Source organism: Phenylobacterium sp., assembly GCF_030646615.1.
Taxonomy (GTDB): Bacteria; Pseudomonadota; Alphaproteobacteria; order Caulobacterales; family Caulobacteraceae; genus Phenylobacterium.
Genome location: NZ_JAUSLG010000036.1, coordinates 13,823 through 37,552, shown reverse-complemented (window position 1 = coordinate 37,552; position 23,730 = coordinate 13,823). Strand labels below are relative to the sequence as shown.

The 23,730-nt window shown below is 69.5% G+C and carries 20 protein-coding genes; 9 read left to right on the top strand and 11 right to left on the bottom strand.

The features are described from left to right. Positions 1 to 86: 86 nt before the first annotated feature. The 6 genes from Q7S93_RS05540 to sdhC form a co-directional block, all read right to left on the bottom strand. Complete coding sequence (locus tag Q7S93_RS05540) at positions 87 to 407, bottom strand: 2Fe-2S iron-sulfur cluster-binding protein (protein WP_304712742.1); 321 nt, start codon at positions 405 to 407, stop codon at positions 87 to 89. Between the two features lie 20 nt (positions 408 to 427). Continuing rightward, positions 428 to 1,657, bottom strand: coding sequence for an NAD(P)/FAD-dependent oxidoreductase (locus Q7S93_RS05535; protein WP_304712741.1), 1,230 nt, complete (start codon positions 1,655 to 1,657; stop codon positions 428 to 430). A gap of 62 nt (positions 1,658 to 1,719) precedes the next feature. Further along, positions 1,720 to 2,502 carry a succinate dehydrogenase iron-sulfur subunit gene (locus tag Q7S93_RS05530; RefSeq protein WP_304712740.1) on the bottom strand — a complete coding sequence of 261 codons (783 nt, stop codon included), beginning with the start codon at positions 2,500 to 2,502 and terminating at the stop codon, positions 1,720 to 1,722. 97 nt (positions 2,503 to 2,599) lie between these two features. Beyond that, positions 2,600 to 4,387, bottom strand: coding sequence for a succinate dehydrogenase flavoprotein subunit (gene sdhA / locus Q7S93_RS05525; RefSeq protein WP_304712739.1), 1,788 nt, complete (start codon positions 4,385 to 4,387; stop codon positions 2,600 to 2,602). Positions 4,388 to 4,389: 2 nt separating this feature from the next. Beyond that, the gene (gene sdhD / locus Q7S93_RS05520; protein WP_304712738.1) at positions 4,390 to 4,782 is read right to left on the bottom strand and encodes a succinate dehydrogenase, hydrophobic membrane anchor protein; all 393 of its coding nucleotides are present in this window, start codon (positions 4,780 to 4,782) and stop codon (positions 4,390 to 4,392) included. Beyond that, positions 4,782 to 5,189, bottom strand: coding sequence for a succinate dehydrogenase, cytochrome b556 subunit (gene sdhC, locus Q7S93_RS05515; RefSeq protein ID WP_304712737.1), 408 nt, complete (start codon positions 5,187 to 5,189; stop codon positions 4,782 to 4,784). The genes sdhD and sdhC overlap by 1 nt, the downstream gene beginning before the upstream one ends. A gap of 177 nt (positions 5,190 to 5,366) precedes the next feature. On the opposite strand from sdhC, the gene Q7S93_RS05510 reads away from it, so the two are divergent. Further along, on the top strand, positions 5,367 to 6,251 hold the full coding sequence (locus Q7S93_RS05510; protein WP_304712736.1) for a LysR substrate-binding domain-containing protein: 885 nt from the start codon (positions 5,367 to 5,369) through the stop codon (positions 6,249 to 6,251). Between the two features lie 137 nt (positions 6,252 to 6,388). Here Q7S93_RS05510 and zapE read toward each other — a convergent pair whose 3' ends face one another. The 3 genes from zapE to Q7S93_RS05495 form a co-directional block, all read right to left on the bottom strand. Then, positions 6,389 to 7,504: a cell division protein ZapE gene (gene zapE, locus Q7S93_RS05505; RefSeq protein WP_304712735.1), complete on the bottom strand. Its 1,116-nt coding sequence runs from the start codon at positions 7,502 to 7,504 to the stop codon at positions 6,389 to 6,391. 70 nt (positions 7,505 to 7,574) lie between these two features. Beyond that, positions 7,575 to 8,288 (bottom strand): hypothetical protein, encoded by a 714-nt coding sequence (locus tag Q7S93_RS05500; RefSeq protein ID WP_304712734.1) that lies wholly within the window; start codon positions 8,286 to 8,288, stop codon positions 7,575 to 7,577. Positions 8,289 to 8,346: 58 nt separating this feature from the next. Beyond that, a complete protein-coding gene (locus tag Q7S93_RS05495) occupies positions 8,347 to 9,858 on the bottom strand; it encodes a CoA-acylating methylmalonate-semialdehyde dehydrogenase (protein WP_304712733.1) in 1,512 nt (503 codons plus the stop codon). Between the two features lie 79 nt (positions 9,859 to 9,937). Between Q7S93_RS05495 and Q7S93_RS05490 the strand changes: the two genes are divergently transcribed. The 7 genes from Q7S93_RS05490 (at position 9,938) to trxA (ending at position 20,025) form a co-directional block, all read left to right on the top strand. Beyond that, positions 9,938 to 10,813: a GNAT family N-acetyltransferase gene (locus Q7S93_RS05490; protein ID WP_304712732.1), complete on the top strand. Its 876-nt coding sequence runs from the start codon at positions 9,938 to 9,940 to the stop codon at positions 10,811 to 10,813. Further along, complete coding sequence (tsaE, locus tag Q7S93_RS05485) at positions 10,810 to 11,271, top strand: tRNA (adenosine(37)-N6)-threonylcarbamoyltransferase complex ATPase subunit type 1 TsaE (protein WP_304712731.1); 462 nt, start codon at positions 10,810 to 10,812, stop codon at positions 11,269 to 11,271. Before Q7S93_RS05490 ends, tsaE begins: the two co-directional genes overlap by 4 nt. Next, positions 11,237 to 12,349, top strand: a complete 1,113-nt coding sequence (gene amgK, locus Q7S93_RS05480) for an N-acetylmuramate/N-acetylglucosamine kinase AmgK (protein ID WP_304712730.1) — start codon at positions 11,237 to 11,239, stop codon at positions 12,347 to 12,349. Before tsaE ends, amgK begins: the two co-directional genes overlap by 35 nt. Continuing rightward, a complete protein-coding gene (locus tag Q7S93_RS05475; protein ID WP_370652078.1) occupies positions 12,346 to 13,080 on the top strand; it encodes a nucleotidyltransferase family protein in 735 nt (244 codons plus the stop codon). Before amgK ends, Q7S93_RS05475 begins: the two co-directional genes overlap by 4 nt. Beyond that, positions 13,077 to 16,106, top strand: a complete 3,030-nt coding sequence (gene addB / locus Q7S93_RS05470; protein ID WP_304712729.1) for a double-strand break repair protein AddB — start codon at positions 13,077 to 13,079, stop codon at positions 16,104 to 16,106. The genes Q7S93_RS05475 and addB overlap by 4 nt, the downstream gene beginning before the upstream one ends. Then, entirely contained in the window at positions 16,103 to 19,606 is a 3,504-nt protein-coding gene (addA, locus tag Q7S93_RS05465; RefSeq protein ID WP_304712728.1) for a double-strand break repair helicase AddA, read from the top strand. The genes addB and addA overlap by 4 nt, the downstream gene beginning before the upstream one ends. An 80-nt stretch (positions 19,607 to 19,686) precedes the next feature. Next, positions 19,687 to 20,025, top strand: a complete 339-nt coding sequence (gene trxA / locus Q7S93_RS05460; RefSeq protein ID WP_304712727.1) for a thioredoxin — start codon at positions 19,687 to 19,689, stop codon at positions 20,023 to 20,025. Between the two features lie 190 nt (positions 20,026 to 20,215). On the opposite strand, the gene Q7S93_RS05455 is transcribed toward trxA, so the two are convergent. Then, on the bottom strand, positions 20,216 to 22,012 hold the full coding sequence (locus Q7S93_RS05455; protein ID WP_304712726.1) for an ATP-dependent nuclease: 1,797 nt from the start codon (positions 22,010 to 22,012) through the stop codon (positions 20,216 to 20,218). A gap of 339 nt (positions 22,013 to 22,351) precedes the next feature. On the opposite strand from Q7S93_RS05455, the gene Q7S93_RS05450 reads away from it, so the two are divergent. Then, positions 22,352 to 23,329: an NAD(P)H-dependent flavin oxidoreductase gene (locus tag Q7S93_RS05450; RefSeq protein ID WP_304712725.1), complete on the top strand. Its 978-nt coding sequence runs from the start codon at positions 22,352 to 22,354 to the stop codon at positions 23,327 to 23,329. Here Q7S93_RS05450 and Q7S93_RS05445 read toward each other — a convergent pair. Next, positions 23,326 to 23,700: a winged helix-turn-helix transcriptional regulator gene (locus Q7S93_RS05445; protein WP_304712724.1), complete on the bottom strand. Its 375-nt coding sequence runs from the start codon at positions 23,698 to 23,700 to the stop codon at positions 23,326 to 23,328. The genes Q7S93_RS05450 and Q7S93_RS05445 overlap by 4 nt on opposite strands. Positions 23,701 to 23,730 lie beyond the last annotated feature (30 nt).

Below are 23,730 nucleotides of genomic sequence, written 5' to 3'. Positions count from 1 at the left end.
TGGCCCGTGAAGAAGGCCCGGTCCCCTGTCCCCTGGATGGGAACGAAGGGGCGGCGCGACACGCAGCCGCCCCTTGCCATGTCGACCTAGTGCTGGCTCTCGGGCATCCGCACGACCAGGCCTTCGAGCTCGTCGGTGACCTTGATCTGGCAGGACAGGCGGCTGTTGGGCTCGACGTTCTCGGCGAAGTCGAGCATGGACTCCTCCATGGCCGAGGACTCGCCGGTCTTGTCCTTCCAGGCCTCATCCACATAGACGTGGCAGGTGGCGCAGGCGCAGGCGCCGCCGCAGTCGGCGTCGATGCCCGGGATGTTGTTCTTCACCGCGCCTTCCATCACCGTGAGCCCGGTCTTCACGTCCACGACGTGCTCGGTCCCGTCGTGCTCGATATAGGTGATCTTGGCCATGGCTCCCTTTCGCGCCGCCTTCAGGCGACGACCTCTTTCATTGAAACGCTGAGATCGACGAGCTTCGCCTTGGACACCGGCTTGCGGTTTCCGATCAGCTGCTTGCCCATCATGAATTCCGGGGGCGAGTTGATCGCCTCCACGGATTGGATCTGGTCTCCCTTGAGATGGAAGACCGCGAACTTGCCGCTGGCCGGATCGCCGCGCAGCAGAACCTCGTCGGCGTCGAAGGCGTAGCCGGCGATCTGGAGCTTCAGGTCGTACTGGTCTGACCACTGCCACGGCACCTCGCCGGCCGGGGCCGGACGTCCGGTGATGGCGCTGGCGGCCTGCTTGGCCTGTTCCAGGGCGTTGGGCACGCTCTCCATACGGAACATGCGGTCATAGATCGGCATCGGCCGGTGGGCCACGTCGCCGATGGCGAAGATGGAGGGGTCGGAGGTCCGCGCCTCCAGATCGACCACCACGCCGCGGGCCGTGTCGAGGCCGCAGTCGGCGGCCAGCTCGTCATTGGGGGTGGCGCCGACCCCGATCACGGCGGCGTCGCAGGCGATCGTCCGGCCATCGGCCAGGGTGACGCCGGTCACCTGGCCGTCCTCGCCGACAAAGCCGGTGACGCTGGCGCCCATCTCGAAGGTGACCCCGTGGGCCTCGTGAACGCCGCGGAAGAAGTCCGACAGGGATTCGCAGGCGACGCGGGCCAGCAGGCGCTGTTCGCGCTCGATCACCACCACCTCGGCCCCCAGGGCGCGGCCAGAGGCGGCGACCTCCAGGCCGATATAACCGCCGCCCACGACGGCCAGGCGCTTGCCCGGCCCCACGGCGGCCTTCAGGGCCTCGGCGTCGGCGGCGGTGCGCAGCTCCAGCAGGCCGGCCAGCTCAGCGCCCGGCACCGGGAGCTTGATGGCCCGGGCGCCGGTGGCCAGGATCAGAAAGTCGTAGGTCAGGGTCTGGCCGTCGGCCAGGGTCACGATCTTGTCGGCCCGGGCGAGCTTCACCGCCCGGGTGTTGGGCCGGAAGTCGATCTGGTGCTCGGCGTAGAATTCCAGGGGCTTGAGCGCCAGGGAGTCGGCGTCGGCCTCGCCCTTCAGCCAGGCCTTGGAGAGCGGCGGCCGCTGATAGGGCGCCAGCGGCTCGTCGCCGATCAGGGTGACCGGTCCCAAATGCCCGTACTGACGCAGCAGCGCGGCGGCTGTGCCGCCGGCGTGCCCCGCCCCCAGGATCACCACGTGTGCGCCTAAATCACTCATGCCGCTCCCCGATGCAGAAAAATGACGCCTGCGTCAACTTGGGAAACGCACAGGCGCCCGCTTTAGACGACCCGGTCGACCAGCATCTTCTTGACCTCGGCGATGGCCTTGGCCGGGTTCAGACCCTTGGGACAGACCTGGGCGCAGTTCATGATCGTGTGGCAGCGATAGAGCTTGAACGGGTCTTCCAGATCGTCAAGCCGCTCGCCGGTGGCCTCGTCGCGGCTGTCGATCAGCCAGCGATAGGCGTGCAGCAGGGCGGCCGGGCCCAGATACTTGTCGCCGTTCCACCAGTAGCTGGGGCACGAGGTGGTGCAGCAGGCGCACAGGATGCACTCATAGAGGCCGTCGAGCTTCTCCCGGTCCTCCGGGGTCTGCAGCCACTCGCCCTGGGGCTCGGGCGTCTTGGTGTGCAGCCAGGGCTCGATGGAGGCGTACTGGGCGTAGAACATGGTCATGTCAGGCACCAGGTCCTTGACCACCGGCATGTGCGGCAGCGGGCTGATGGTGCAGGTCTGGCCGGGCACCTCTTCCCAGCCATGGGTGCAGGCGAGCGTGTTGCGGCCGCCGATGTTCATGGCGCAGGAGCCGCAGACCCCTTCCCGGCACGAGCGGCGGAAGGCCAGGGTCGGGTCCATGGTGTTCTTGATGTGGATGAGGGCGTCCAGGACCATGGGGCCGCACGCCTCGGTGTCCACGTCATAGGTGTCCCACCGGGGGTTTTCGGTCCCCTCGGGGTCATAGCGATAGACCTTGAAGGTCTTGACCTTCTTGGCGCCGGCCGGGGCCGGATGATGGCGGCCCTTCTGGACGCGGGAGTTCTTGGGCAGGGCGAGTTCGACCATCGGAGGCTTTCCTTAGGCGAAGACCCCGGACCCCGCGCGCGCGGCGCGTTCGGTCCGAAGCCGGGAATGAGCGACGAAGGGGGCCACAGACCCGCCCCTAGTAGACCCGCGCCTTCGGCGGGATGTAGGCGATGTCGTTACTAAGCGTGAAGGAGTGGACCGGACGGTCGTCCAGTTTCACCTTGCCGGTGGCGTCGTCGAACCAGGTCAGCGTGTGCTTCATCCAGTTTTCGTCATCACGATCGGGATAGTCCTCCCGGGCGTGCGCCCCGCGGCTCTCGGTGCGGTTCAGCGCCCCGTTCACGGTGACGGCGGCCTGGCCGATCAGATTGTCGAACTCCAGGGTCTCGACGAGGTCGGTGTTCCAGATCATGCCGCGGTCGGTGACCTGGATGTCGCCGCGCTGGCCGTGGATCTTGTCCAGGCGCGCCACGCCCGAGGCCAGGCTCTCGCCGGTGCGGAACACCGCGGCGTCCTCCTGCATGGCCTTCTGCATGTCCAGGCGAAGCTGGGCCGTGGGCGTGCCGCCCCTGGCGTTCCGCAGGCGATCGAAGCGGGCCAGGTGGGCGTCGGTGTGGCTCGGCTTCAGCTCGGGCTGCTTGGCGCCGGGCGTCAGGATGTCAGCGGCGCGCAGGGCGGCCGAGCGGCCGAACACCACCAGGTCGATCAGCGAGTTGGAGCCCAGGCGGTTGGCGCCGTGCACCGAGACGCAGGCCGCCTCGCCCACGGCCATCAGGCCGGGGATGACGCTGTCGGGGTTGTCGCCGTCGCGGGTGACCACCTCGGAATAGAAGTTCGTGGGAATGCCGCCCATATTGTAGTGCACGGTGGGCAGGACCGGGATCGGCGCCTTGGTGACGTCCACCCCGGAGAAGACCCGCGCGCTCTCGGAAATGCCCGGCAGGCGCTGGTGCAGAACCTTGGGGTCCAGGTGGTCCAGGTGCAGGAAGATGTGGTCCTTGTTCGGACCCACCCCGCGGCCTTCGCGGATCTCGATGGTCATGGCCCGGCTGACCATGTCCCGCGGCGCCAGGTCTTTCACGGACGGCGCATAGCGCTCCATGAAGCGCTCGCCCTCGGAATTGGTCAGATAGCCGCCCTCGCCCCGGGCGCCTTCGGTGATCAGGCAACCGGCGCCATAGATGCCGGTGGGGTGGAACTGCACGAACTCCATGTCCTGCAGGGGCAGGCCGGCCCGCAGGAGGATGGCGTTGCCGTCGGCGGTGCAGGTGTGGGCGCTGGTGCAGGAGATATAGGCCCGGCCATAGCCGCCGGTGGCCAGGATGACCATCTGGGCCTGGAACCGGTGCAGGGTGCCGTCGTCCAGCTTCCAGGCGGTGACGCCGCGGCAGACGCCGTCTTCCATGATCAGGTCGAGGGCGAAATACTCGATAAAGAACTCGGTATTGTTGGCCAGGGACTGGCCATACATGGTGTGCAGCATGGCGTGACCGGTGCGGTCCGCGGCCGCACAGGTGCGCTGGATCGGGGCCTCGCCATAGTTGCTGGTCATGCCGCCGAAGGCGCGCTGATAGATCTTGCCGTCCTCGGTGCGCGAGAAGGGCACGCCCCAGTGCTCGAGCTCATAGACGGCGGCCGGCGCGTTGCGGCAGAGATATTCGATGGCGTCCTGGTCGCCCAGCCAGTCCGACCCCTTGACGGTGTCGTACATGTGCCAGCGCCAGTCATCCTGGCTCATGTTTCCCAGGCTCGCCGAGATGCCGCCCTGGGCGGCCACAGTGTGCGAGCGGGTCGGGAAGACCTTGGAGACACAGGCGGTCTTGAGGCCGGCCTGGGCGCAGCCGAGCGCCGCGCGCAGGCCCGAGCCGCCGGCGCCCACGACGACGACGTCGAACTTGTGGTCGATGAATTCGTATGCGGCCATGCTCAGTAAGCTCCGCCCGACAGGGCGACCTTCAGGATGGAGAAGAGGGCGAGCGCGCCGAACAGCGCGCAGACGAAGAGGTTCAGCAGCAGCAGGCCCGCCTTGGTGATCTTGCGGTGGATATAGTCCTCGATCACCACCCGCATGCCCGAGTTCATGTGCATGAAGCTGATCACGGTCAGCAGGGACAGCAGGACCGCATTGATCGGCGAGGCCAGCCAGGCCACGGCCATGTCATAGTCGCTGCGGGCCAGGCGCAGGACGGCGAAGACCCCCCACAGCACCAGCGGAATAAGCGCGATCGAGGTGACCCGCTCGGTGATCCAGTGGCCGACCCCGTGGCCGGCGGCGCCCAGGCCCTGGGCCCGGGAGAAGGGGGTGCGGAAATCGGCCATCAGAGCGCTCCCGTCATGGCGGCGATGATCCAGACCACGATGGTGGCCACGATGGCGAAGGCGACGGTGGCCACGGCGCCGGCGTTGGCCGCCTGCAGCTTGAGGCCGACCCCGGTGTCCCAGATCAGGTGCTGGACGCCCTTGGCCAGGTGGAAGAAGACCGCCAGGCTCAGGCCGAACAGGACCAGCTTGCCCAGGACCGAGCCCATCAGGCCCATGAAGGTCCCATAGGCCTCAGGCCCCATGGCCAGGGAAATGGCCCAGCCGGCCAGGATCAGCGTGCCCACATAGAGGCCGACGCCGGTGATCCGGTGGGCGATGGAGGTCAGCGCGGTGAGATGCCAGCGCCACACCTGAACGTGCGGCGAGGTGGGTCTGACCCGGATAGTCTTCGAGGCGTCCGACATCGGTTCTACAGCCGCTCCCTCTTGCCCTGGATTGCTTGAGGCCGCTTTTACGCCGCCATATAGGGGTGTCAACGAAGCCGCCGAACACAAAGGCCTTCGCTAGCGCGGAAGTCTCTCGGCTTTCGGCCTCCCGGGCAATCCGTCTTTGCTGTAGCCTTCCTTCGCGGGAGACGAAGGATGCGGTTCGACCTGGTGGATCTGAGGCTGTTCTGCGACGTGGTGGAGGCCGGCTCCATCACCCGCGGCGCCGAGCGCTCGGCCCTAGCCCTGGCCGCGGCCTCCACCCGCATCCGGGCCATGGAGCAGTCCCTGGGCGCGGCCCTGCTGACCCGCTCACGCCTGGGGGTGACGCCCACCCCGGCCGGGCTTCTGCTGCTCAAGCACGCCCGCGGCCTGCTGGAGCAGAGCGCGCGGATGCAGGACGAACTGGGCCTGATCGCCGACAGCGCCGCCGGCGAGGTCCGCGTCCTGGCCAACACCAACGCCCTGACCGAATTCCTGCCCGAGGCCCTGTCCTCCTTCCTGGCCGCCAACCCCCAGGTCAGCGTCGACCTGGAGGAGCGGCTGTCCGACGAGATCGTCGGCCTGGTGGCCGAGGGCGCCGCCGATGTGGGCATCGTGGCCGGCACGGTGGATGTGGGCGCCCTGGAGACCTTCGCCTTTCGCACCGACCGCTTCGTGGTGGTGACGGCCCTGGACCACCCCTTGGCCCGGAATATCAACGCCGCCTTCGCCCAGGTGCTGGACTACGACCTGGTGGGGTTGGACCGGGCCAGCTCCCTGCAGCGCTTCCTCGCCGCCCGGGCCGGCCGCGAGGGGCGGCGCCTGCGCCTGCGGGTCCAGTTGCGCAGCTTCGACGCCGTCTGTCGGCTGGTGGAGTGCGGCGTCGGCGTCGGCGTGGTGCCCGAGACCACGGCGGCCCGGGCCGTCTGCACCATGAACCTGGCCATTGTCGCCCTCACCGACGACTGGGCGGCGCGAGAGCTGAAGATCTGCGTCCGCAGCCTGGACGAACTGCGCCCCGTCGCCCGCCAGCTGGTGGAGAGCCTGCGGGGCGCGTGAGACGGCGCGAAGCGCCCAGTTGAGTTCAACCACAAAGAACACGAAGAGCACCAAGGCGCCGCGCGCAGGGCTGCTTCGTGCTCTTCGTGTTCTTTGTGGTTCAAAACTGCGCCTTCGGCGCAGCGGCGGCCGACTTCCTAACCCCGCTCGGTGAGCCAGTCGGCGGAGCGCATCTCCTGCAGGCGCGAGGCGGTGCGTTCAAACTCGAAGGCGCCGTCGCCCTCCGGATAGAGGGCGGCCGGCTCCGCTTCGGCCAGGACGATCAGCTTGGCGCGGGCCTCATAGAGCGCATCGATCAGGGTGACGAAACGCCTGGCCTCTTCCCGCCGGGCCGGCGTCAGCCGCGGCACGCGCTCGAGAAAGACCGTGTGGAAGCGTTCGGCCAGGGCCAGATAGTCGTTCGGCCCCAGCGCCACGCCGCAGAGGCTCGCGAAGCTCGCCCGCAGCAGGCCGCCGGTGGCGTGGGGCAGGTGGATCTTGCGGCCCAGGACCTCCACCGTCTCCCCCAGCTCCTCGTCGCCGTCGAGCATCTCGCCCCAGAGGGCGTCGTAGGTCCGCACATTGTCCGGGTCGATCGGCGAAAACCAGACTCCGGCCGCCCGCAGCCGGTCCAGGCGATAGTCGTGCTCGCCCGCCACCGACACCACCTCGGCCTGGGCTTTCAGCAGGTCGATGAAGGGCAGGAAGAGCTGGCGGTTGATGCCGTTGCGATAGAGGGCGTCGGGCACGCGGTTGGAGGTGGCCACCAGGGTTACGCCCCGGTCGAACAGGGCGGTGAACAGCCGGCCCAGGATCATGGCGTCGGCGATGTCGGTGACCTGGAACTCGTCGAAGCAGAGCAGTCGCGCCTGGCCGGCCACCACATCGGCGACGGGCGGGATGGGATCATCACCACGATGCTGGCCGAACTGCGCCTTGCGGGCGGCCGCATCGCCCTTGCGCCAGGCGCCGATAAGTTGGTGCACCTCGCCCATGAAGACGTGGAAATGGGTGCGGCGCTTCCTGGCCACCGGCGCGGTCTCGTAGAACAGGTCCATCAGCATGGACTTGCCCCGGCCCACCGGCCCCCAGAGATAGACGCCCGTCTGGCTCTGGGGCTTGCGCAGCCGCCCGAACAGGCCGCCGGGTTCGCTGGCGGCCAGGTCGGCCTCCAGCCGCACAAGAGCCGGCAGGGCGGCGGCCTGGGCCGGATCGGCTCGGATTTCCCCGCGCTCCAGGCGGGTGCGATAGGCGGCTTCGAGGGCGGACGTCATGCCTCCGCCCCTAGCCCGGCAAGGCCGTGATCACAATCGGCCAATGATCGGCGGCTGCGTTTGCCGGTCTTCAGGTCGCCGCGGGGTCAGCCGGGACCAGGGCGCCGTCCTCCTCGCCCGCAGGCACCTGGGGGGTGTCGCTCCTGGCCGGCAGGCCGAGGTCTTCCCGCAGGAAGCGATAGGTCTCACGGCGTTCGCAGGCGCAGGCCTTCATCTGGCCGTCCTGGTCCCACCAGACCAGCAGGGGATAGGCGAAATTGACGCCGTTGTCCTTGAGCAGCGGCGTGAGCTGATCGACGAGATTGCGGCCGGTCTCCACCACCGCCATCCGCGCGGCGTCGCCGTCAGCCGGCGGGATGCCAGGCGCCGTCCAGGCCGAGGCCGGGACCTGCACCCAGCGTTCGAACAGGCCCCAGTCGCGGTTCAGCCACAGCTCGGCCACCGTGGCGCGCTCCACCGGCGTCGAGCGTTCGAGACCATTCACCTCCCCCCGGGCGATCTCGATCACCCGGGTGTCGATCCCGGCCGCATGCAGGTCGGGGAACTGCTCGGCCTTGAAGCGCAGGCAGTCCGGGCAGGTGCGGAATGACACCATATAGACCGCCGGGCCTTCGATCCCCGGCGAGACCCAGCCCGAGGACTCCAGCAGGCGGGCGATTTCAGCCTGGTTCTTCGTCACGGTATTGGGCCTCCAGCGGACTTCATGGTTCCAGTAGAAATAGGCGCCGAGACCGGCCACCACGACCACCAGGGCCAGGATCGCCCACAGGCGGAAATTCTTCATGCTCGATCGCTCCAAAGCTCGAGGTCAGCCTAGGCCATAGGGGTCGGACGCCGAAAGTCTATCTCATGGTGGGGATGACGAAGGCCTGGTCGCTCGCCTCGCCCTCGGGCCAGCGGGCGGTGACGGTCTTGACCTTGGTGTAGAAGCGCACCCCCTCCATGCCGTGCTGGTTGGCGTCGCCAAAGGCGCTGCGCTTCCAGCCGCCGAAGCTGTGATAGGCCACCGGCACGGGGATGGGCACATTGATCCCGACCATGCCGACATTCACTCGGGAGGCGAACTCCCGGGCGGCCCGGCCGTTCCGCGTGAAGATCGAGACGCCGTTGCCATAGGCGTGCTGCGAGGGCAGGGCCAGGGCCTCTTCGAAGCTGTCGGCCCGCACGATCTGCAGCACGGGTCCGAAGATCTCCTCCTGGTAGGACCGCATGGCCGGCTTCACATGGTCGAACAGGGTGGGGCCGATGAAGAAGCCCTTCTCATGGCCCTGCAGGGAAAAGCCGCGGCCGTCGGCCACCAGCTCTGCGCCCTCGTCCACCCCCATCTGGATGTAGTCAGCGACGCGCCTGTGGTGGGCCGCACTGACCACCGGGCCGTACTGGGCGGCGGGATCGGAGGAGACGCCGATCTTCAGGGTCTCGAGCCGGGCGCTCATCAACTCGCGGAAGGCCTCGGCGGTCGCCGTCCCGACGGGCACGACCACGGGCAGGGCCATGCAGCGCTCGCCGGCCGAGCCGAAGGCGGCGCCGAGGATGTCGCCCACGGCGGCCTCCAGGTCGGCGTCGGGCAGCAGGACGCCGTGGTTCTTCGCCCCGCCCATGGCCTGGACCCGCTTCCCGTGCGCCGCGCCGGTCGCATAGACATACTGGGCGATATCCGACGAGCCGACGAAGCTGACCGCGGCGATGTCGGGATGGGTCAGGATGGCGTCGACGCAGGTCTTGTCCCCGTGGACCACGTTCAGCACGCCGGCCACCTCGACGCCGGCTTCCGCGCCGGCCTCCATGAACAGTTCGGCCAGCCGAACCGGCACGCTCGGGTCCTTTTCCGAGGGCTTGAGGATGAAGGCGTTGCCCACCGCCACGGCCACCCCGAACATCCACATCGGGATCATGGCCGGGAAATTGAACGGCGTGATCCCGGCGGCCACGCCCAGGGGCTGGCGCATGGACCAGACGTCGATGCCCGGGCCAGCGCCCTCGGTATATTCACCCTTCAGGGCGTGGGGGATTCCACAGGCGAACTCGATCACCTCCAGCCCCCGCTGGATGTCGCCTCGCGAGTCGGCGATCACCTTGCCATGCTCGGCGGACAGCAGGGCGGCCAGCTCATCCATCCGCGCCTCCACCAGGCGCCTGTAGGCGAACATGACCCGCGCCCGGCGCTGGGGATTGACTGCGGCCCAGGCCGGCTGGGCGGCGAGGGCGGCCTGGACCGCCCCGTCGAGCTCGGCGGCCGAGGCCAGGGCGACGCGCGCCTGAACCTCGCCGAGATTGGGATCGAACACCTCGCCGAAGCGTCCCGAGGTTCCGGCCACGGCGCGGCCGGCGATGAAGTGGCTGATCTCACGCATGGGCGAGAGCTTAGGCCCCCGTCGCGCCCTCGCCTAGCGCTTGCCCAAATTGCAGGCTCAGGCGCATTCTTGCGGGGCAATGAGCGTCGCTTCGTCCACGGATATCCTGCGCACGGCCCGGACGCGCCACGATCATATCGTGGACGTGCTGATCGCCGAACGCGCGCCGGGCCTCAGCCGCCACCCCACCTGGCCGATCCTGCGGCCCCTGCTCTATGGCCTGCTGGACTATGGCAAGGCCCGCCGAATGGCCGACGCCATCGCCCCCCTCCCCGGCCGAGCCGCCCTGGAGCGGGTCTCGGGCCTGCTCGATGTGCGGCTTAACGTGACCCACCTGCAGCGGCTGCCCCAAAAGGGGCGGGTGGTGGTGATCGCCAACCATCCCACGGGCATCGCCGACGGGGTCGCCGTCTTTGACGCCTTCAAGGCGCGGCGGCCGGACCTCTGTTTCTACGCCAATTCCGACGCCCACCGGGTGGCGGCCGGCTTCTCCGACCTGCTGATCCCCGTCGAATGGGTGGAGGAAAAGCGCACCCGTGAGCGCACCCGCCTGACCCTGCAGCGCACCCGCGAGGCCATGGAGGCGGAGCGGGCCCTGGTGATCTTCCCCTCCGGTCGGCTGGCCCGGCGGCAGGCGGACGGCCAGTTGGCCGATCCGCCCTGGATGAGCAGCGCCATCTCCATCGCCCGCAAGTACGAGGCGCCGGTCGTGCCCCTGCACGTGACCGGCCCCTGGTCGACCCTGTTCCACCTGTTCAACCGGGTCTCGGCCGAGCTTCGCGACATCACCCTCTTCCACGAGCTGCTGAACAAGCGCGGCGGCCAGTACGGCCTGACCCTCGGCCCCCCGATCGCGCCCGACGCCCTGGCCGGCGATGTCCAGAGGGCGACCGAGGCCCTGAAGGCCTATGTGGAGCGCGTCCTGCCCTCCGACCCGGACCGGCCCTTCGCATGAGGCTTCCCCTCGACGGCGATCTCCGCCTGGAGGACGAGGCGGCCACCGCCCGCCTGGGCGCAGCCCTGGCCGCGGTGATCGGCGCAGGCGAAGCCATCTGCCTCACCGGCCCCCTGGGCGCCGGCAAGTCCACCCTGGCCCGGGCGCTGATCCGGGCCCGCACGACCCCGGACGAGGAGGTGCCCAGCCCCACCTTCACGCTCGTGCAGTTTTACGAGGGTGATGGCATGACGCTCGCCCACTTCGACCTCTATCGGCTGACCAGCCCTGACGAGGCCTATGAGATCGGCCTGGACGAGGCCCTGGAGGATGGGGCGGCGATCATCGAATGGCCGCAGCGCCTGGAGGGTCGCCTTCCCCCCCATCGCTTGGATATAGACATTGAACTGGACGGGGCGGCGCGCCGGGCGCGCCTGACGCCCCATGGCGCCTGGGAAGGACGTACGATTGAGTTCTGATCGTGAGGGCCTGAAGGCCGACTTCCTGGCCCGTCACGGCCTGGCCGAGGCCCAGCGCACGCCCCTGGCCGGGGACGCCTCGACGCGCCGCTATGAGCGGCTGACCCGTCCGGGCAAGGCCAGCCTGATCTTCATGGACCAGCCGCCGGTGGAGACCGCCCCCTGCCCGCCGGAGGCCAGTCCCGATGAACGGCGGCGGGCCGGCTACAACGCGATGGCAAGGCTGGCGGCTGGCCGGGTGGACGCCTTCGTGGCCACCGCCGGCTGGCTGCGCGACCAGGGCCTGTCGGCCCCGGAGATCGTCGCCCATGAGGCGGGCGACGGCCTGGCCGTGCTGGAGGACCTGGGCGATGACCTCTATGCCCGCCTGATCGAGACCGGGACGGACGAGGCCCCCCTCTATGACGCCGCCGTCGAGGTGCTGGCCAGGCTGCATGAGGCCACGCCGCCGCCGGTGCTGGAGGCGCAGGGGGCGGCCTGGCCCTTCCTGACCTATGACGACCTGGCCCTGCGCACGGGCGGCGACATGTTCCTGGAATGGTGGCCGAAGTTCTCCGGCCTCGCGCCCTTTTCCACCGAGGCCGAGGCCGAATGGGAGGCCCTGTGGGCGCCGATCCGCGCCCGGGCCGAGGCCGCCGCCAGCGTCTTTTGCCACCGGGACTATCACGCCGAGAATCTGATCTGGCTGCCCGACCGTACCGGCGTGGCCCGGGTCGGCCTGCTGGACTTCCAGGACGCGGTGCTGGCTCATCCGGCCTGGGACTTCTCCATGCTGCTGCACGACGGGCGTCGGGACGTCTCGCCGGAACGCGAGGCTGTGGCGCTGGCCCGCTATCTGGAGATTCGCAGCGACATCGACGCGGTGGCCTTCCGCGCCGACTACCATGCGCTCGGCGCCCTGAACTCGGCCCGCATCCTGTTCATCTTCGCCCGGCAGGTGGCGGGCTTCGGCAAGCCGCGCTACGAGGCCTTCATGCCCCGCACCTGGCGCTATCTCGAACGCTGCCTGGCCGATCCCGACCTCGCCCCGATCAAGGCCTGGTTCGACGCTCACGTGCCGTCCGAGGCCCGCCGGTGAGTCCGCGAGACGGCCCGCAGAGCTTCCCCAAGACCGCCATGGTGATGGCGGCGGGTCTGGGCACCCGCATGCGCCCGCTCACCGACCATCGGCCCAAGCCCCTGGTGGAGGTGGCCGGCCGCGCCCTGGTCGACCATGTACTGGACCGCATGGTGGAGGCCGGGGTGGAGACCGCCGTGGTCAACATCCATCACTTCGCCGACCAGATGGTGGCCCACCTGGCCCGCCGGGACGACATCCGCATCAAGATCAGCGACGAGCGCGCCGCCCTGCTGGATTCCGGCGGCGGCATCGCCCATGCCCGGCGCCTGCTGGGGGACGATCCGATCCTGGTGGCCAATATCGACTCCCTCTGGGCCGGCGGGACGACCCCGCCCCTGCAGACCCTGGGGCAGGCCTGGGACCCGGAGATCATGGATGTCCTCCTGCTGCTGGTCCCCCGGGGCCAGGGGCTCGGCTTCGAAGGGCCGCAGGGCTTCTTCCGCGACGCCGCCGGGCGCCTGACCCATTCGGCCCAGGCCGAGCCGCCGACCCCCTTCGCCAATGTCGGCTTCCAGATTCTCAAACCCCAGATCCTCGACGGCGTCCGCGACGACGCCTTCTCCATCGTGCCGATCTGGCAGAAGCTCGCCGCGCAGGGCCGCCTGCACGGGGCGGTGATGGACGCCTTCTGGATGCATGTCGGCGATCCCGCCGCCCGGGAGGCCGCCGAAGCCAAGCTCACACCGTGAGCCGGCCGCCGCTCTTCGACGGGCCAAGGCCCCGCTGGTTCAACATCCCGGCCCACCGGCCCTTCGTCCACGACCTCGCCAGGGGTCTGCATGACGCCCTGGCGCCGCTGGGACCCGAAGCCCTGTCCCAGGCCACCGTGCTGACGCCCACCCGCCGCGGGGCCCGCGCGCTCGCCGACGCCTTCCTGGCGGCCGGGGGCGGCCAGGCCCTGCTGCCGCCGCAGATCCGGCCCCTAGGCGACCTGGACGCCGGCGAGCCGCCCTTCGAGCCGGGCGACCTGGCCGCCCGCCTGCCTGCGGCCATCGATCCCCTGCGCCGCCGCCTGGAGCTGACAAGGCTGGTCAAGACTCATGAGGGCCTGCTGTCGCGCAGCCTCGACGCCTCGGCCGCCCTGGAGCTGGCCGACGCCCTGGGCGGCTTCCTCGACAGCCTGCAGATCGAGGAGGCGGACGCATCCGGCGCCCTGGCCGGGCTGGTGGACGCCGAGCTGGCCGAGCACTGGCAGGTCTCCCGCGCCTTTCTGGAGACCGCGCTCGCCGCCTGGCCCGAGCGGCTTGAGGCGCTCGGCGTCGTCGACACCAGCCAGCGCCGAGTGGCCCTGCTGCGGGCGCTCGCTGAACAGTGGAGCATCCGCCCCCCGACCGGGGTCCTGGTGGCCGCCGGCTCCACGGGCACGGCGCCGGCCACCGCCGACCTGCTGGCGGTGATCGCCGAGGCGCCGCAGGGCTGCGTGGTCCTGCCCGGCCTCGACGAGAGCCTGGCCGACGCCGCCTGGGACCAGGTGGACGAGCAGCATCCGCAGGGGGCGCTCAGCCGGCTGCTGGCCCGCGCCGGCCTCACCCGCGAGGCCGTGGAGATCTGGCCGGCCTCCGCCCCCCATCAGAGCCAGGGGCGCTGGCGCCGGCGGGTGATCAACGAGGCCCTGCGGCCCGCCCAGGCCACCGCCGACTGGCTGAACGTGATCGGCGCCCTGCGGGCCGAAGGCGCCCAGGAGGGGGTCGATCCCATCGCCGAGGGCCTGGCCGGCCTGTCGGTCGTCACCGCCCGCAGCGAGGAGGAGGCGGCCACCGTGGCCGCCCTGCTCCTGCGGGAGACCCTGGAAATCCCCGGCGCCACCGGCGCCCTGGTGGCGCCTGACCAGAACCTGGCCCGGCGGGTGTCCCTGAAGCTCGCCCGCTGGGGGGTGATCCCGGACTCCTCGGTGGGGACGCCGCTGATGGCCTGTTCGGCCGGGGTGCTGGCGGGACTGGTCGCCAGGCTGGCGGCCGAGCCGCTCAATCCGGTGCTGATACTGGGCGTGCTCAAGCATCCGCTGACCCGGCTCGGGGAAAGCCGCGAGGCCCTGGAGGCCCGGCTCATCGACCTGGAGCGCCACGGTCTTCGCGGGCCGCGCCCGGTCGACTGGGCGGCCCTGACGCGCCGGCTGGACAAGACCCTGACCGACGAGGCGCGGCGGGCCAGCGCAGCCGGACTGATCACCGTCCTGCGCGCCGCGCTCACCCCCCTGACCGACATGAGCGAGCCCAGCGCGGGCGCCGAGCGCGCCCGGGCCCTGGCGCTTGCCCTGGAATCCCTGGCCGCTGACAGCACGGGCGCCTGCGGCCGCCTGTGGGGCGGGGCCGGGGGCGAGGCCCTGTCGCAACTCCTGGCCGGGCTGATGTCCGAGGCCGGCGCCCTGCCGCCGGTGACGCCCAAGGGCTTCGCCGACCTGCTGATGCGGCTGATGGGGGACGAGACCGTCCGGGTCGGCGGCGCCACCCATCCGCGCCTGCGCATCCTCGGCGCCATCGAGGCGCGCCTGGTTCGCGCCGACCGGCTGGTGGTGGCCGGCCTGGAGGAAGGTGTCTGGCCGCAGGGCGCGCCGCTGGATCCCTTCCTGTCGCGGCCCATGCGCGAGCGCCTGGGCCTGCCGCCGCCGGAGCGCCGGGTGGGCCTGGCCGCCCACGACTTCGCCCAGGCCGCCTGCGCCCCCCATGTGGTGCTGCTGCATTCCGAACGTCGGGAGGGCCAGCCGACGGTGAAGTCCCGCTGGCTCTGGCGGCTGGAGACCTTGGCCCGCGGCGCCGACCTCACCCTGCCCGGCCGCCCCGACCTGCTGGACTGGGCCCGCGCCCTGGACGCCGCCACGGACTATGAGCCGATCGGCCGCCCCGCCCCGCGCCCCCCCGTGGCCGATCGCCCGACCCAGTTCGCCGTCACCCGGATCGAGTCGCTGACCCGCGACCCCTATGCCGCCTGGGCCCGGGACATCCTGAAGCTCTACCGCCTGGACCGCCCCGACGAGCCGGTGGAGGCCCGCGCCCGGGGCACGGCCATCCACGAGGCGTTCGAGACCTTCGCCCGGCGCCACCCCAAGGCCCTGCCGCCGGAGCCGGCCCGGGAGTTCGCCGCGCTTTATCTGGAGGCCCTGGTCGCCGCCGGCGCCCCGCCCGAATCCCTGGCCCGCGAGCAGGCCCTGGCCCAGGAGGCGGCGGCCTGGGTGGTCGCCCTGGAGGCCGAGCGGCGGGCTGATGGCCGCGACATCCATGTGGAGGCCGGCGGCCAGATCACCGTTCGCGCGGGCCTGCGCGACTTCACCCTGACCGCCAAGGCCGACCGCATCGAGACCGGCCCGGACGGTTATGCCCACATCCTCGACTACAAGACCGGCCAGGCGCCGTCGAAGAAGATGGTTGAGACCGGCTTCTCCCCGCAGCTGACCCTGACAGCCGCCATTGTCGCCCGCGGCGGGTTCAAGGACGTGCCGGCCAGGCCGCCGGGGGACCTCGTCTATCTGCAGGTCACCGGCCGCAAGCCCGCCGGCAAGGTCGAGATCCGCGGAACCGCCGGCGAGGAGAGCCATGACGCCGCCGAGCAGGCCCTGGCCGGCGCCCTGCGCCTGCTGGTCCAGTTCGATGATCCCGAACGGGCCTATCTGTCGCGGACCGCCCCGCAGTTCGTTCACGACTATGCCGGCGACTACGCCCATCTGGCCCGGGTGTTCGAATGGTCCACCAGCGGCGAGGACGGCGAGGGCGAGGCATGAGCCCAGTCATCAACATCGGCATCGACATCGATCCCCAGCGCACGGCCGCCGATCCGGACCTGTCGGCCTTCGTCACCGCCAATGCGGGCTCAGGAAAAACCAAGACCCTGATCGACCGGGTGGCCCGCCTGCTGCTGGCCGGCGCCGCGCCCGCCGCCATCCTCTGCGTCACCTACACCAAGGCCGCCGCCGCCGAGATGCAGCGCCGGCTGTTCGACCTCCTCGGCCAATGGTCGGTGTGCGACGACACGGCCCTGCGTGCAGCCCTAGCCAAGCTGGAGGGCCGCAGCCCTGACTCCTATGACGCCGCGCGCCTGTCGGCCGCCCGGGCCCTGTTCGCCCAGGCCCTGGAGACGCCCGGCGGCCTGAAGATCCAGACCATCCACGCCTTCTGCGAGAAGCTGCTGCGGCGCTTTCCCCTGGAGGCGGGCATCTCGCCGGGCTTCCGGGTGATGGACGATCCGGCCGCAGCCCTGATCGCCCGGGCCGCCCGCCAGGCCGTGGCCCGCCATGCGCTGACCGGCGAGGGCGCGGTGGCCCAGGCCTATGCGCGGTTGTCGGTCAGCCTGGATTTCCGCGCCTTCGAGCAGATGTTCGCCACCTTCGAGGCCCGCCGCGGGGCCCTGGACGCCTTTGTGCATCGCCAGGGCGGGCTTGAAGGGGCGCTCGCCTGGATCTGGGACGCCTGCGGCTTTGACGGCGAGGCCGATCCGGAGGCCGTGGCGGCCGCCGCCATGGCCGAGCTCGACCGGGCGCTCTGGCGGGAGGCGGCCGAGGTGCTGGCCCTGGGCGGCAAGACCGACCAGTCGTGTTCGCAGACCCTGGCGGCGGTGGCGGCCGACCCGCACGCGACGCTTTCCGATGCGCTCAAGGCCCTGTTCACCCAGGGGGGCGAAGGCACGCCGGCTGCGTGGGTCGCCAAGACCAAGGCCCTGGGGGCGGCCGAGCCCCTGCGCCAGGCCCTGCTGGACGAGCAGGACCGGCTGGCCGTGGCCCGCGACCAGGTCCGCGCCGCCCACATCGCCTGGGACAGCGCCTATGTGCTGGTCCTGGCCCAGGCCTATCTGACGGCCTACGGCCAGGAGAAGGCCGCGGCCGGGGCGCTCGACTTCGGCGACCTGATCGAGAAGACCCGGGCCCTGGTGGCCGAGCGGCCCATGGCCGCCTGGGTGCTCTACAAGCTGGACGGCGGCATCGACCACATCCTGCTGGACGAGGCCCAGGACACCGCCCCCGAACAGTGGGAGATCCTCAGCGCGCTCACCGCCGAGTTTTTCGCCGGCCAAGGCCGCGAACGTCAGGCCCTGCGCAGCCTGTTCGTGGTCGGCGACGAGAAGCAGTCGATCTATTCCTTCCAGGGCGCCGCGCCCGAGCGCCTGCGCCTGGAGACCGAGACCTATCTGGCCCGCATCCAGGACGCCGGCGCCAGGGCGCAGAGCGTGCCGCTGGCCGCCTCCTGGCGCTCCACCGTCGATGTGCTGAGCTTCGTCGATGCGGTCTTCTCAAGCCCTGAAACCCAAGGGGGCGTGCCGCCGGCCCGGGGCGAGGACGCCGTGCGCCACATCCCCATGCGCGCCCACCACCGGGGCTGCGTCGATATCTGGCCCCTGGAGCGCGAGCCCGAGGGGGAGGAGCGCGAGGCCTGGGACGCGCCGCTGGACGTGGAAGGTCCGGCCAGCGCCAACCGGCGTCTGGCCGAAAACATCGCCTGCGAGATCGAGGACCTGACAGCCCGGGGCGATGGGGTGTTCGACAAGGACCTGGACGGGCCCGACGGAACCCGCGGCGCCTGGCGGCCGGCCCGCTATGGCGATGTCCTCATCCTGGTGCGCCGGCGCAAGGCCCTGTTCGAGGATATCCTGCGGGCGCTGAAACGCCGGGGCGTGCCGGTGGCTGGCGCCGACCGGCTGGCCCTGTCGGAGCACATCATCTTCGACGATTTGCTGGCCGTGGCCCGCTTCGTGCTGTTCCCGCAGGACGAGCTGAACCTGGCGGCCCTGCTCAAGAGCCCCTTCTGCGGCCTGGACGATGAGGCGCTCTACGGCCTCGCCAAGCCCCGCAAGCCCGGCGACCTGTGGAGCGCCCTGCAGGCCCGCGCCGCTGAACGCCCCGACTGGACCTCCGCCCTGGCGTTCCTGAACGCCGCCCGCGACGAGGCCCGGACGCGGCGGCCGTTCGAATTCTATGGCCGGCTGCTCACCCTGCGCGACGGCGCCGGCGCCTCCATGCGCCAGAGGATCGTGCGGCGGCTGGGGACCGAGGCCGAGGACGCCCTGGACGAATTCCTGGCCCAGGCCCAGGCCGCCGAACAGCGGGGCGTCTGCGATCTGGAGGGCCTGGCCGACGCGCTGGCCGGCCTCAACATCACCGTCAAGCGCGAGATGGAGGCGGCCCGCAACGAGGTCCGCGTCATGACCGCCCACGGCGCCAAGGGGCTGGAGGCGCCCATCGTCTTCCTGCCCGAGACCACCCTGTCGGGCCTGGGCCGCGGCTCGCCCCTGCTGGAGACCGAGGACGGCGGCTTCCTCTGGTGTCCGTCCAAGGCGCTAGACTGCGCGGCCTCGACGACGGCGCGGAGCTTGCGCGCCCGCAAGGACGAGGAAGAGGCCTACCGCCTGCTCTATGTGGCGCTGACCCGGGCCCGCGACCGGCTGGTGATCTGCGGCCGGATCGCCGCCAAGACCAAGGAAGAGAACCTCAAAGGCTGGTGGGCCGCCATCCAGGCCGGCTTCGCCCATGAGATGGTCGGCCCCCACCTGCGGCCCGCCGCCTGCGGCCAGGTGGAGGCCCGGCGGTTTGGCGAGGACCCGCAGGTGCTCGGCCGGGGCTTAAGCGAAGCGCCGATCACCGCCCCCCTGCCGGACTGGGCGCGCGTGGACGCCGCCGTCGATCCCCTGGCCCGCTTCGCCTCGCCGTCGGACTTAGGCGAGGCCGAGGAGATCCTGGCGCCCTCGCCTCTGGCTAGGGTCGGGGGCCTCGGCCGATTCCGCCGCGGCGAGCTGATCCACCGGCTGTTGCAGATCCTGCCCGACCTGCCGCTGGCCGAGCGCGACGCCGCGGCCACAGCCATCCTGGCCCGCGAGCCGGACCTGACCGAGGACCAGCGGGCCGAGATGGCCGGCGCGGCGCTGGCCGTCCTGGCCGATCCCCAGTTCGCCGAGGTCTTCGCCGCCGACGGCCGGGCCGAGGTGGCCATCGCCGGGACCGCCGCCGCCCTGCCGCAGGGCCTGCAGATCTCCGGCCGCATCGACCGGCTGGTGGTGCGCGCAGACCGGGTTCTGGTGGCCGACTTCAAGACCAACCGCCCCTCGCCGGACGCAATAGAGGACGCCGACCCGGCCTATCTCCGCCAGATGGCGCTCTATGCCGCGGTGCTGGCCGAGGTCTTCCCCGGCCGGGCCATCGCGGCGGCGCTGGTCTGGACCGATGGGCCGAAGCTGATGGCGGTTCCAGAATTCCTGATGGCCCAGGCCCTGGCCGATCTCCGGTCCAGGAGTTGATCGGCAGGCTTCAGGGCCTTACATCGCTGGATCAAGAGGCGACCGGCGCCCGTTGTGGCCGGCCGCAAAAGGAGCTTCCCATGAGCACCGTCACCGTCACCGACGACTCCTTCGAGAAAGACGTGCTGCAGGCGCAAGGCCCGGTCCTGGTGGACTTCTGGGCCGAGTGGTGCGGCCCCTGCAAGCAGATCGCCCCGGCGCTCGAGCAGATCTCCGACGACCTGGCCGGCCAGGTCACCATCGCCAAGCTGAACATCGAAGACAGCCCGACCACCCCCTCGCGCTACGGCGTCCGCGGCATCCCGACCATGATGCTGTTCAAGGACGGCCAGATGTCGTCCATGAAGGTCGGCGCCATGCCCAAGCAAAAGATCCTCGAATGGCTCTCCGAAGCCGGGGTCCAACAGCCGGCGGCGTGATCCTGCGGGCTGAGGCCTGAGAGATGCAGAAGGGGTCGGCGAAAGCCGGCCCTTTTTCGTTGGGGGGCGGCGATGGCTATGCACCAAGAGTAAACACTCATCGGCCGGAATCGACATTCAGCTCGCGTCGCCTGTTGGGGACTTCCTCCCGATCAGAACGCTGCGGGTTCCGCCCCGATATTGACCGAGGTCAGGCGGTGAGATGTGCGGAAATCTGCGTGATCATGGGCTCAAATGCTGCGAGTTGCACCCGCGCTGGAGCATCTTTCATGTTCGCAAGTTGGCGGGATACGCGATCCTTCCCGTTGTCACTGAACTTCGATCCCAAGCGAAGAAGCTCCGCAGCTTCCAATCCGGCATATGGGCTAGCGCCGCCCTTGGCGAGCTTCCGCACCATGGTGCTGGAGAGCCGCCGCTCCGGGTCCTCGACCTCTTCCAGCCACGCTTTATCGCTGCATGCCTGCCACATGTCGTCGGTGAGATAAGCCTCCAGATCAATGGGGAGCCGGAATCCCTTCTTGAGCAGCGGCACGAGGACCGGCGGCGCCGGAAGCGCTAGCACCTTAAAGATCGGCAGGCCGACATCGAGGCGCGCGATGTCTTCCGCGAGCATGACGCGCGCCTCAGTCCCCGCCGGGTCGGCGTCGAAGAGGGCGATTGCGGGCACTCGATCTTTCACAGGACGGTGGCGAACGGTCAGCAGCCAGGCGAGAGCACGGCTGCGCAGGGCATTGGCGCCTCCGTAGGCACCGCTGCCGTCACATACATGGATCGCGTCCGGTGCCTTGCCGCTAAACAGTTCCCACGCTTTCTTCAGGACCCGCTTGTCGCTTGCGCCTTCCACAAAAAGCATTGGCTTCTTCTGGTCGGCCAGTTCGCGCGCTAGCCGCAACTCCGCCTCGACCTCGTCAAACCGCGCTTTAGCCTTGGCGACGTAGGGCGCGACGAGGGGCATCAGACCCATAGTTTCATCTACGTCGTCCGGCGCCTTGCTCGCGATCCGTGTGCTGCCTTCGAATTTATCCACGAAGTGCGAGACAACCCAGTCCGGATTGGCGCGAGCTTGCTGGTCTAGCCGATAGAAGATCGGAGAGTGGGTCGTCAGGAAAAGCTGGAATGCGTCGCTGTCTGCGACCAAGTCCACCAGTTCGGACGCCATAGCGAAGGCTGCGGACATCTCGACATTATTCTCGGGCTCCTCAAATCCCCAGATGTGGGTGTACTTGACCCCACCGTGCGTCAGTAGGTCATCCCGCTTCTTGGCGATGAACCGGAGGATCATTGGGATATGGCGAATCTTGATCCCATCTCCGCGCCGCGACAGCGGTACCTCACCCGAGTTGATTTCTAGGCTCTCAAAGATGGCGCGAAGGTCATCTGGAAGGCGCATCGAGGCTTCGCCGCCGAATGCCGTTTGGATGCTCTCCAGAAGCTCACGGAGCTGTGCGCCCAACTGCTCTTGGAATGCGCCCGCCGAGTCCTGCAGTGGTTCTTTGGCTACGGAGGCGAGCACCTCGTACAGCCGGCCGTTCAGGTCGGCGAAGAAGGCGCGATCTTTGATGGCCGGAATATAAGTGTACTGGATGCGATCGAGCAGCGCCGGCACTTTGCTACGCGCTACAAACTCAGACCCGTCTGCGTAAGCGCGGGTCTCCATCCGGGCGACCTCGCCCTCTAACCGCCAAACCTTCGTCCATCTGACCTCAGCCGGCTTGTCCTCGCGCTGGTAGCTCGCCGGTAGGGTAATGGTCAGCGTGACCTCAATTTGCGGCGCGCGCCGCTGCCGAGCCTCCGCGAATTGATTGTAGTCACGCGCGAAACTGAATTTTTCCCCAGGGTTCGTCTCGCCGTTGAAAAATAGGTTAAGCGCGCGCAGTACGTTCGACTTGCCGGCGTCGTTGGCGCCCACAAACGTAGTGATCCAGTCCCCTCGGATGTCCGCCGAGCCGATGGACCGAAAATTGCGGATCGAGATTTCGCTGATCATTCCGACTCCCCCATATCGGTCATTAACCGTTTCGGCCGGCCGCGCAATCTCCCCTTGATTGATCTACAGCGGCTTTGGAGCAAAGAGCTCGCGCTCTTCTGGCAACCAGCTGATCATTCCGCCGACCTCAACGACTGTTGGGATCGGCCTTTAGGCATGCGCCGCCCTCCTCGGCTAAGTCCCGATGCAGTTACGAGCAAGCCTTCCAAAGGTCGTTTCTTGTACCAAGCCCAGACGCGCTAGTTTTAGGTTCCAGCGCCGCCACCCCCCACTTGCACACGCCCCCCATTCCGCGCACGACTCCGACCCAACAAACACAGCCCCCGGGAGGAGCCGACCATGAAGACCCGCATCACAGACCTGCTCGGCGTCGAGCATCCGATCGTCCAGGGCGGCATGCACTATGTGGGCTTCGCCGAGATGGCCGCGGCGGTGTCCAATGCCGGCGGGCTTGGCATCATCACCGGCCTGACCCAGGGGACGCCGGAGAAGCTGACCGCCGAGATCGCGCGGTGCCGGGGGATGACCGACAAGCCGTTCGGGGTGAACCTGACCTTCCTGCCCTCGGTGACGCCGCCGGACTATCCGGGCTTCGTCGAGGCCATCGTCAAGTCGGGCGTCAAGGTCGTCGAGACGGCGGGCAATAATCCGCAGAAGTACCTGCCGGCCCTGAAGGAGGCGGGCATCAAGGTGATCCACAAGTGCACCGCCGTTCGCCATGCGCTGAAGGCCCAGGCCATCGGCTGCGACGCGGTCAGCGTCGACGGCTTCGAATGCGGCGGCCATCCGGGCGAGGATGACGTGCCGAACTTCATCCTGCTGCCCCGGGCGGCCGAGGAGCTGGAGATCCCCTTCCTGGCCTCGGGCGGCATGGCCGATGGCCGGTCGCTGGCGGCGGCGCTCTGCCTGGGGGCCGACGGGATCAATATGGGCACCCGCTTTATCGCCACCCAGGAAGCCCCGGTGCACCCCAATGTGAAACAGGCCCTGGTGGACGCCAGCGAGCTCGACACCCGGCTGATCATGCGGCCCCTGCGCAATACCGAGCGGGTCCTGGTGAACGCGGGCGTGGAGCGCCTGCTGGCCAAGGAGAAGGAGATGGGGGCCGCCATCACCTTCGCCGATATCGCGCCGGAGGTGGCGGGCGTCTATCCGGCCATCATGCGCGACGGGGAGATGGACGCCGGCGGCTGGTCCTGCGGCATGGTCGCCGGCCTGATCCACGACATCCCGACGGTGAAGGAGCTGATCGACAGGATCATGGCCGACGCCGAGGCCATCCTGCGCAAGCGCGTCGGGCAGTTCGAGCTGGCCTAGGTGGCGGCGGGCTTCTGCGCCGCCCATTCCAGCAGCGAGTCCAGGGCCGGGCACATGGCCTGGCCCCATTCGGTCAGCCGGTATTCCACCTTGGGCGGCACCTGGGCGTAGATCTGGCGCTCGACGATGCCGTCGCGCTCCAGGTCCCGCAGCTGCTGGATCAGCATCTTCTGCGAGACGCCGGGGATGGCGCGCTCCAGCTCGGAGAACCGCAGCACCTCGCGGTCGAAGAGGTGAAAGATGATCACCATCTTCCAGCGTCCCTCCAGCATGCGGAAGGCCGTCTCGACCCCGCTCGCCGCCAGGTCCGGCGTGACGTCCTCTAACTTACCTGTAGGTGAGTACCCTACGATTTTGTCGGTTCTTGCCATGGCGTCGGTATAGCGCCAAATCCTGGGTAT

What these genes read in the sequence shown, in the direction of transcription:
- Q7S93_RS05540 (WP_304712742.1), bottom strand. Translation starts at nt 407, where the DNA reads ATGGCCAAGATCACCTATATCGAGCACGACGGGACCGAGCACGTCGTG.
- Q7S93_RS05535 (WP_304712741.1), bottom strand. Translation starts at nt 1,657, where the DNA reads ATGAGTGATTTAGGCGCACACGTGGTGATCCTGGGGGCGGGGCACGCC.
- Q7S93_RS05530 (WP_304712740.1), bottom strand. Translation starts at nt 2,502, where the DNA reads ATGGTCGAACTCGCCCTGCCCAAGAACTCCCGCGTCCAGAAGGGCCGC.
- sdhA (WP_304712739.1), bottom strand. Translation starts at nt 4,387, where the DNA reads ATGGCCGCATACGAATTCATCGACCACAAGTTCGACGTCGTCGTCGTG.
- sdhD (WP_304712738.1), bottom strand. Translation starts at nt 4,782, where the DNA reads ATGGCCGATTTCCGCACCCCCTTCTCCCGGGCCCAGGGCCTGGGCGCC.
- sdhC (WP_304712737.1), bottom strand. Translation starts at nt 5,189, where the DNA reads ATGTCGGACGCCTCGAAGACTATCCGGGTCAGACCCACCTCGCCGCAC.
- Q7S93_RS05510 (WP_304712736.1), top strand. Translation starts at nt 5,367, where the DNA reads ATGCGGTTCGACCTGGTGGATCTGAGGCTGTTCTGCGACGTGGTGGAG.
- zapE (WP_304712735.1), bottom strand. Translation starts at nt 7,504, where the DNA reads ATGACGTCCGCCCTCGAAGCCGCCTATCGCACCCGCCTGGAGCGCGGG.
- Q7S93_RS05500 (WP_304712734.1), bottom strand. Translation starts at nt 8,288, where the DNA reads ATGAAGAATTTCCGCCTGTGGGCGATCCTGGCCCTGGTGGTCGTGGTG.
- Q7S93_RS05495 (WP_304712733.1), bottom strand. Translation starts at nt 9,858, where the DNA reads ATGCGTGAGATCAGCCACTTCATCGCCGGCCGCGCCGTGGCCGGAACC.
- Q7S93_RS05490 (WP_304712732.1), top strand. Translation starts at nt 9,938, where the DNA reads ATGAGCGTCGCTTCGTCCACGGATATCCTGCGCACGGCCCGGACGCGC.
- tsaE (WP_304712731.1), top strand. Translation starts at nt 10,810, where the DNA reads ATGAGGCTTCCCCTCGACGGCGATCTCCGCCTGGAGGACGAGGCGGCC.
- amgK (WP_304712730.1), top strand. Translation starts at nt 11,237, where the DNA reads ATGGCGCCTGGGAAGGACGTACGATTGAGTTCTGATCGTGAGGGCCTG.
- addA (WP_304712728.1), top strand. Translation starts at nt 16,103, where the DNA reads ATGAGCCCAGTCATCAACATCGGCATCGACATCGATCCCCAGCGCACG.
- trxA (WP_304712727.1), top strand. Translation starts at nt 19,687, where the DNA reads ATGAGCACCGTCACCGTCACCGACGACTCCTTCGAGAAAGACGTGCTG.
- Q7S93_RS05455 (WP_304712726.1), bottom strand. Translation starts at nt 22,012, where the DNA reads ATGATCAGCGAAATCTCGATCCGCAATTTTCGGTCCATCGGCTCGGCG.
- Q7S93_RS05450 (WP_304712725.1), top strand. Translation starts at nt 22,352, where the DNA reads ATGAAGACCCGCATCACAGACCTGCTCGGCGTCGAGCATCCGATCGTC.
- Q7S93_RS05445 (WP_304712724.1), bottom strand. Translation starts at nt 23,700, where the DNA reads ATGGCAAGAACCGACAAAATCGTAGGGTACTCACCTACAGGTAAGTTA.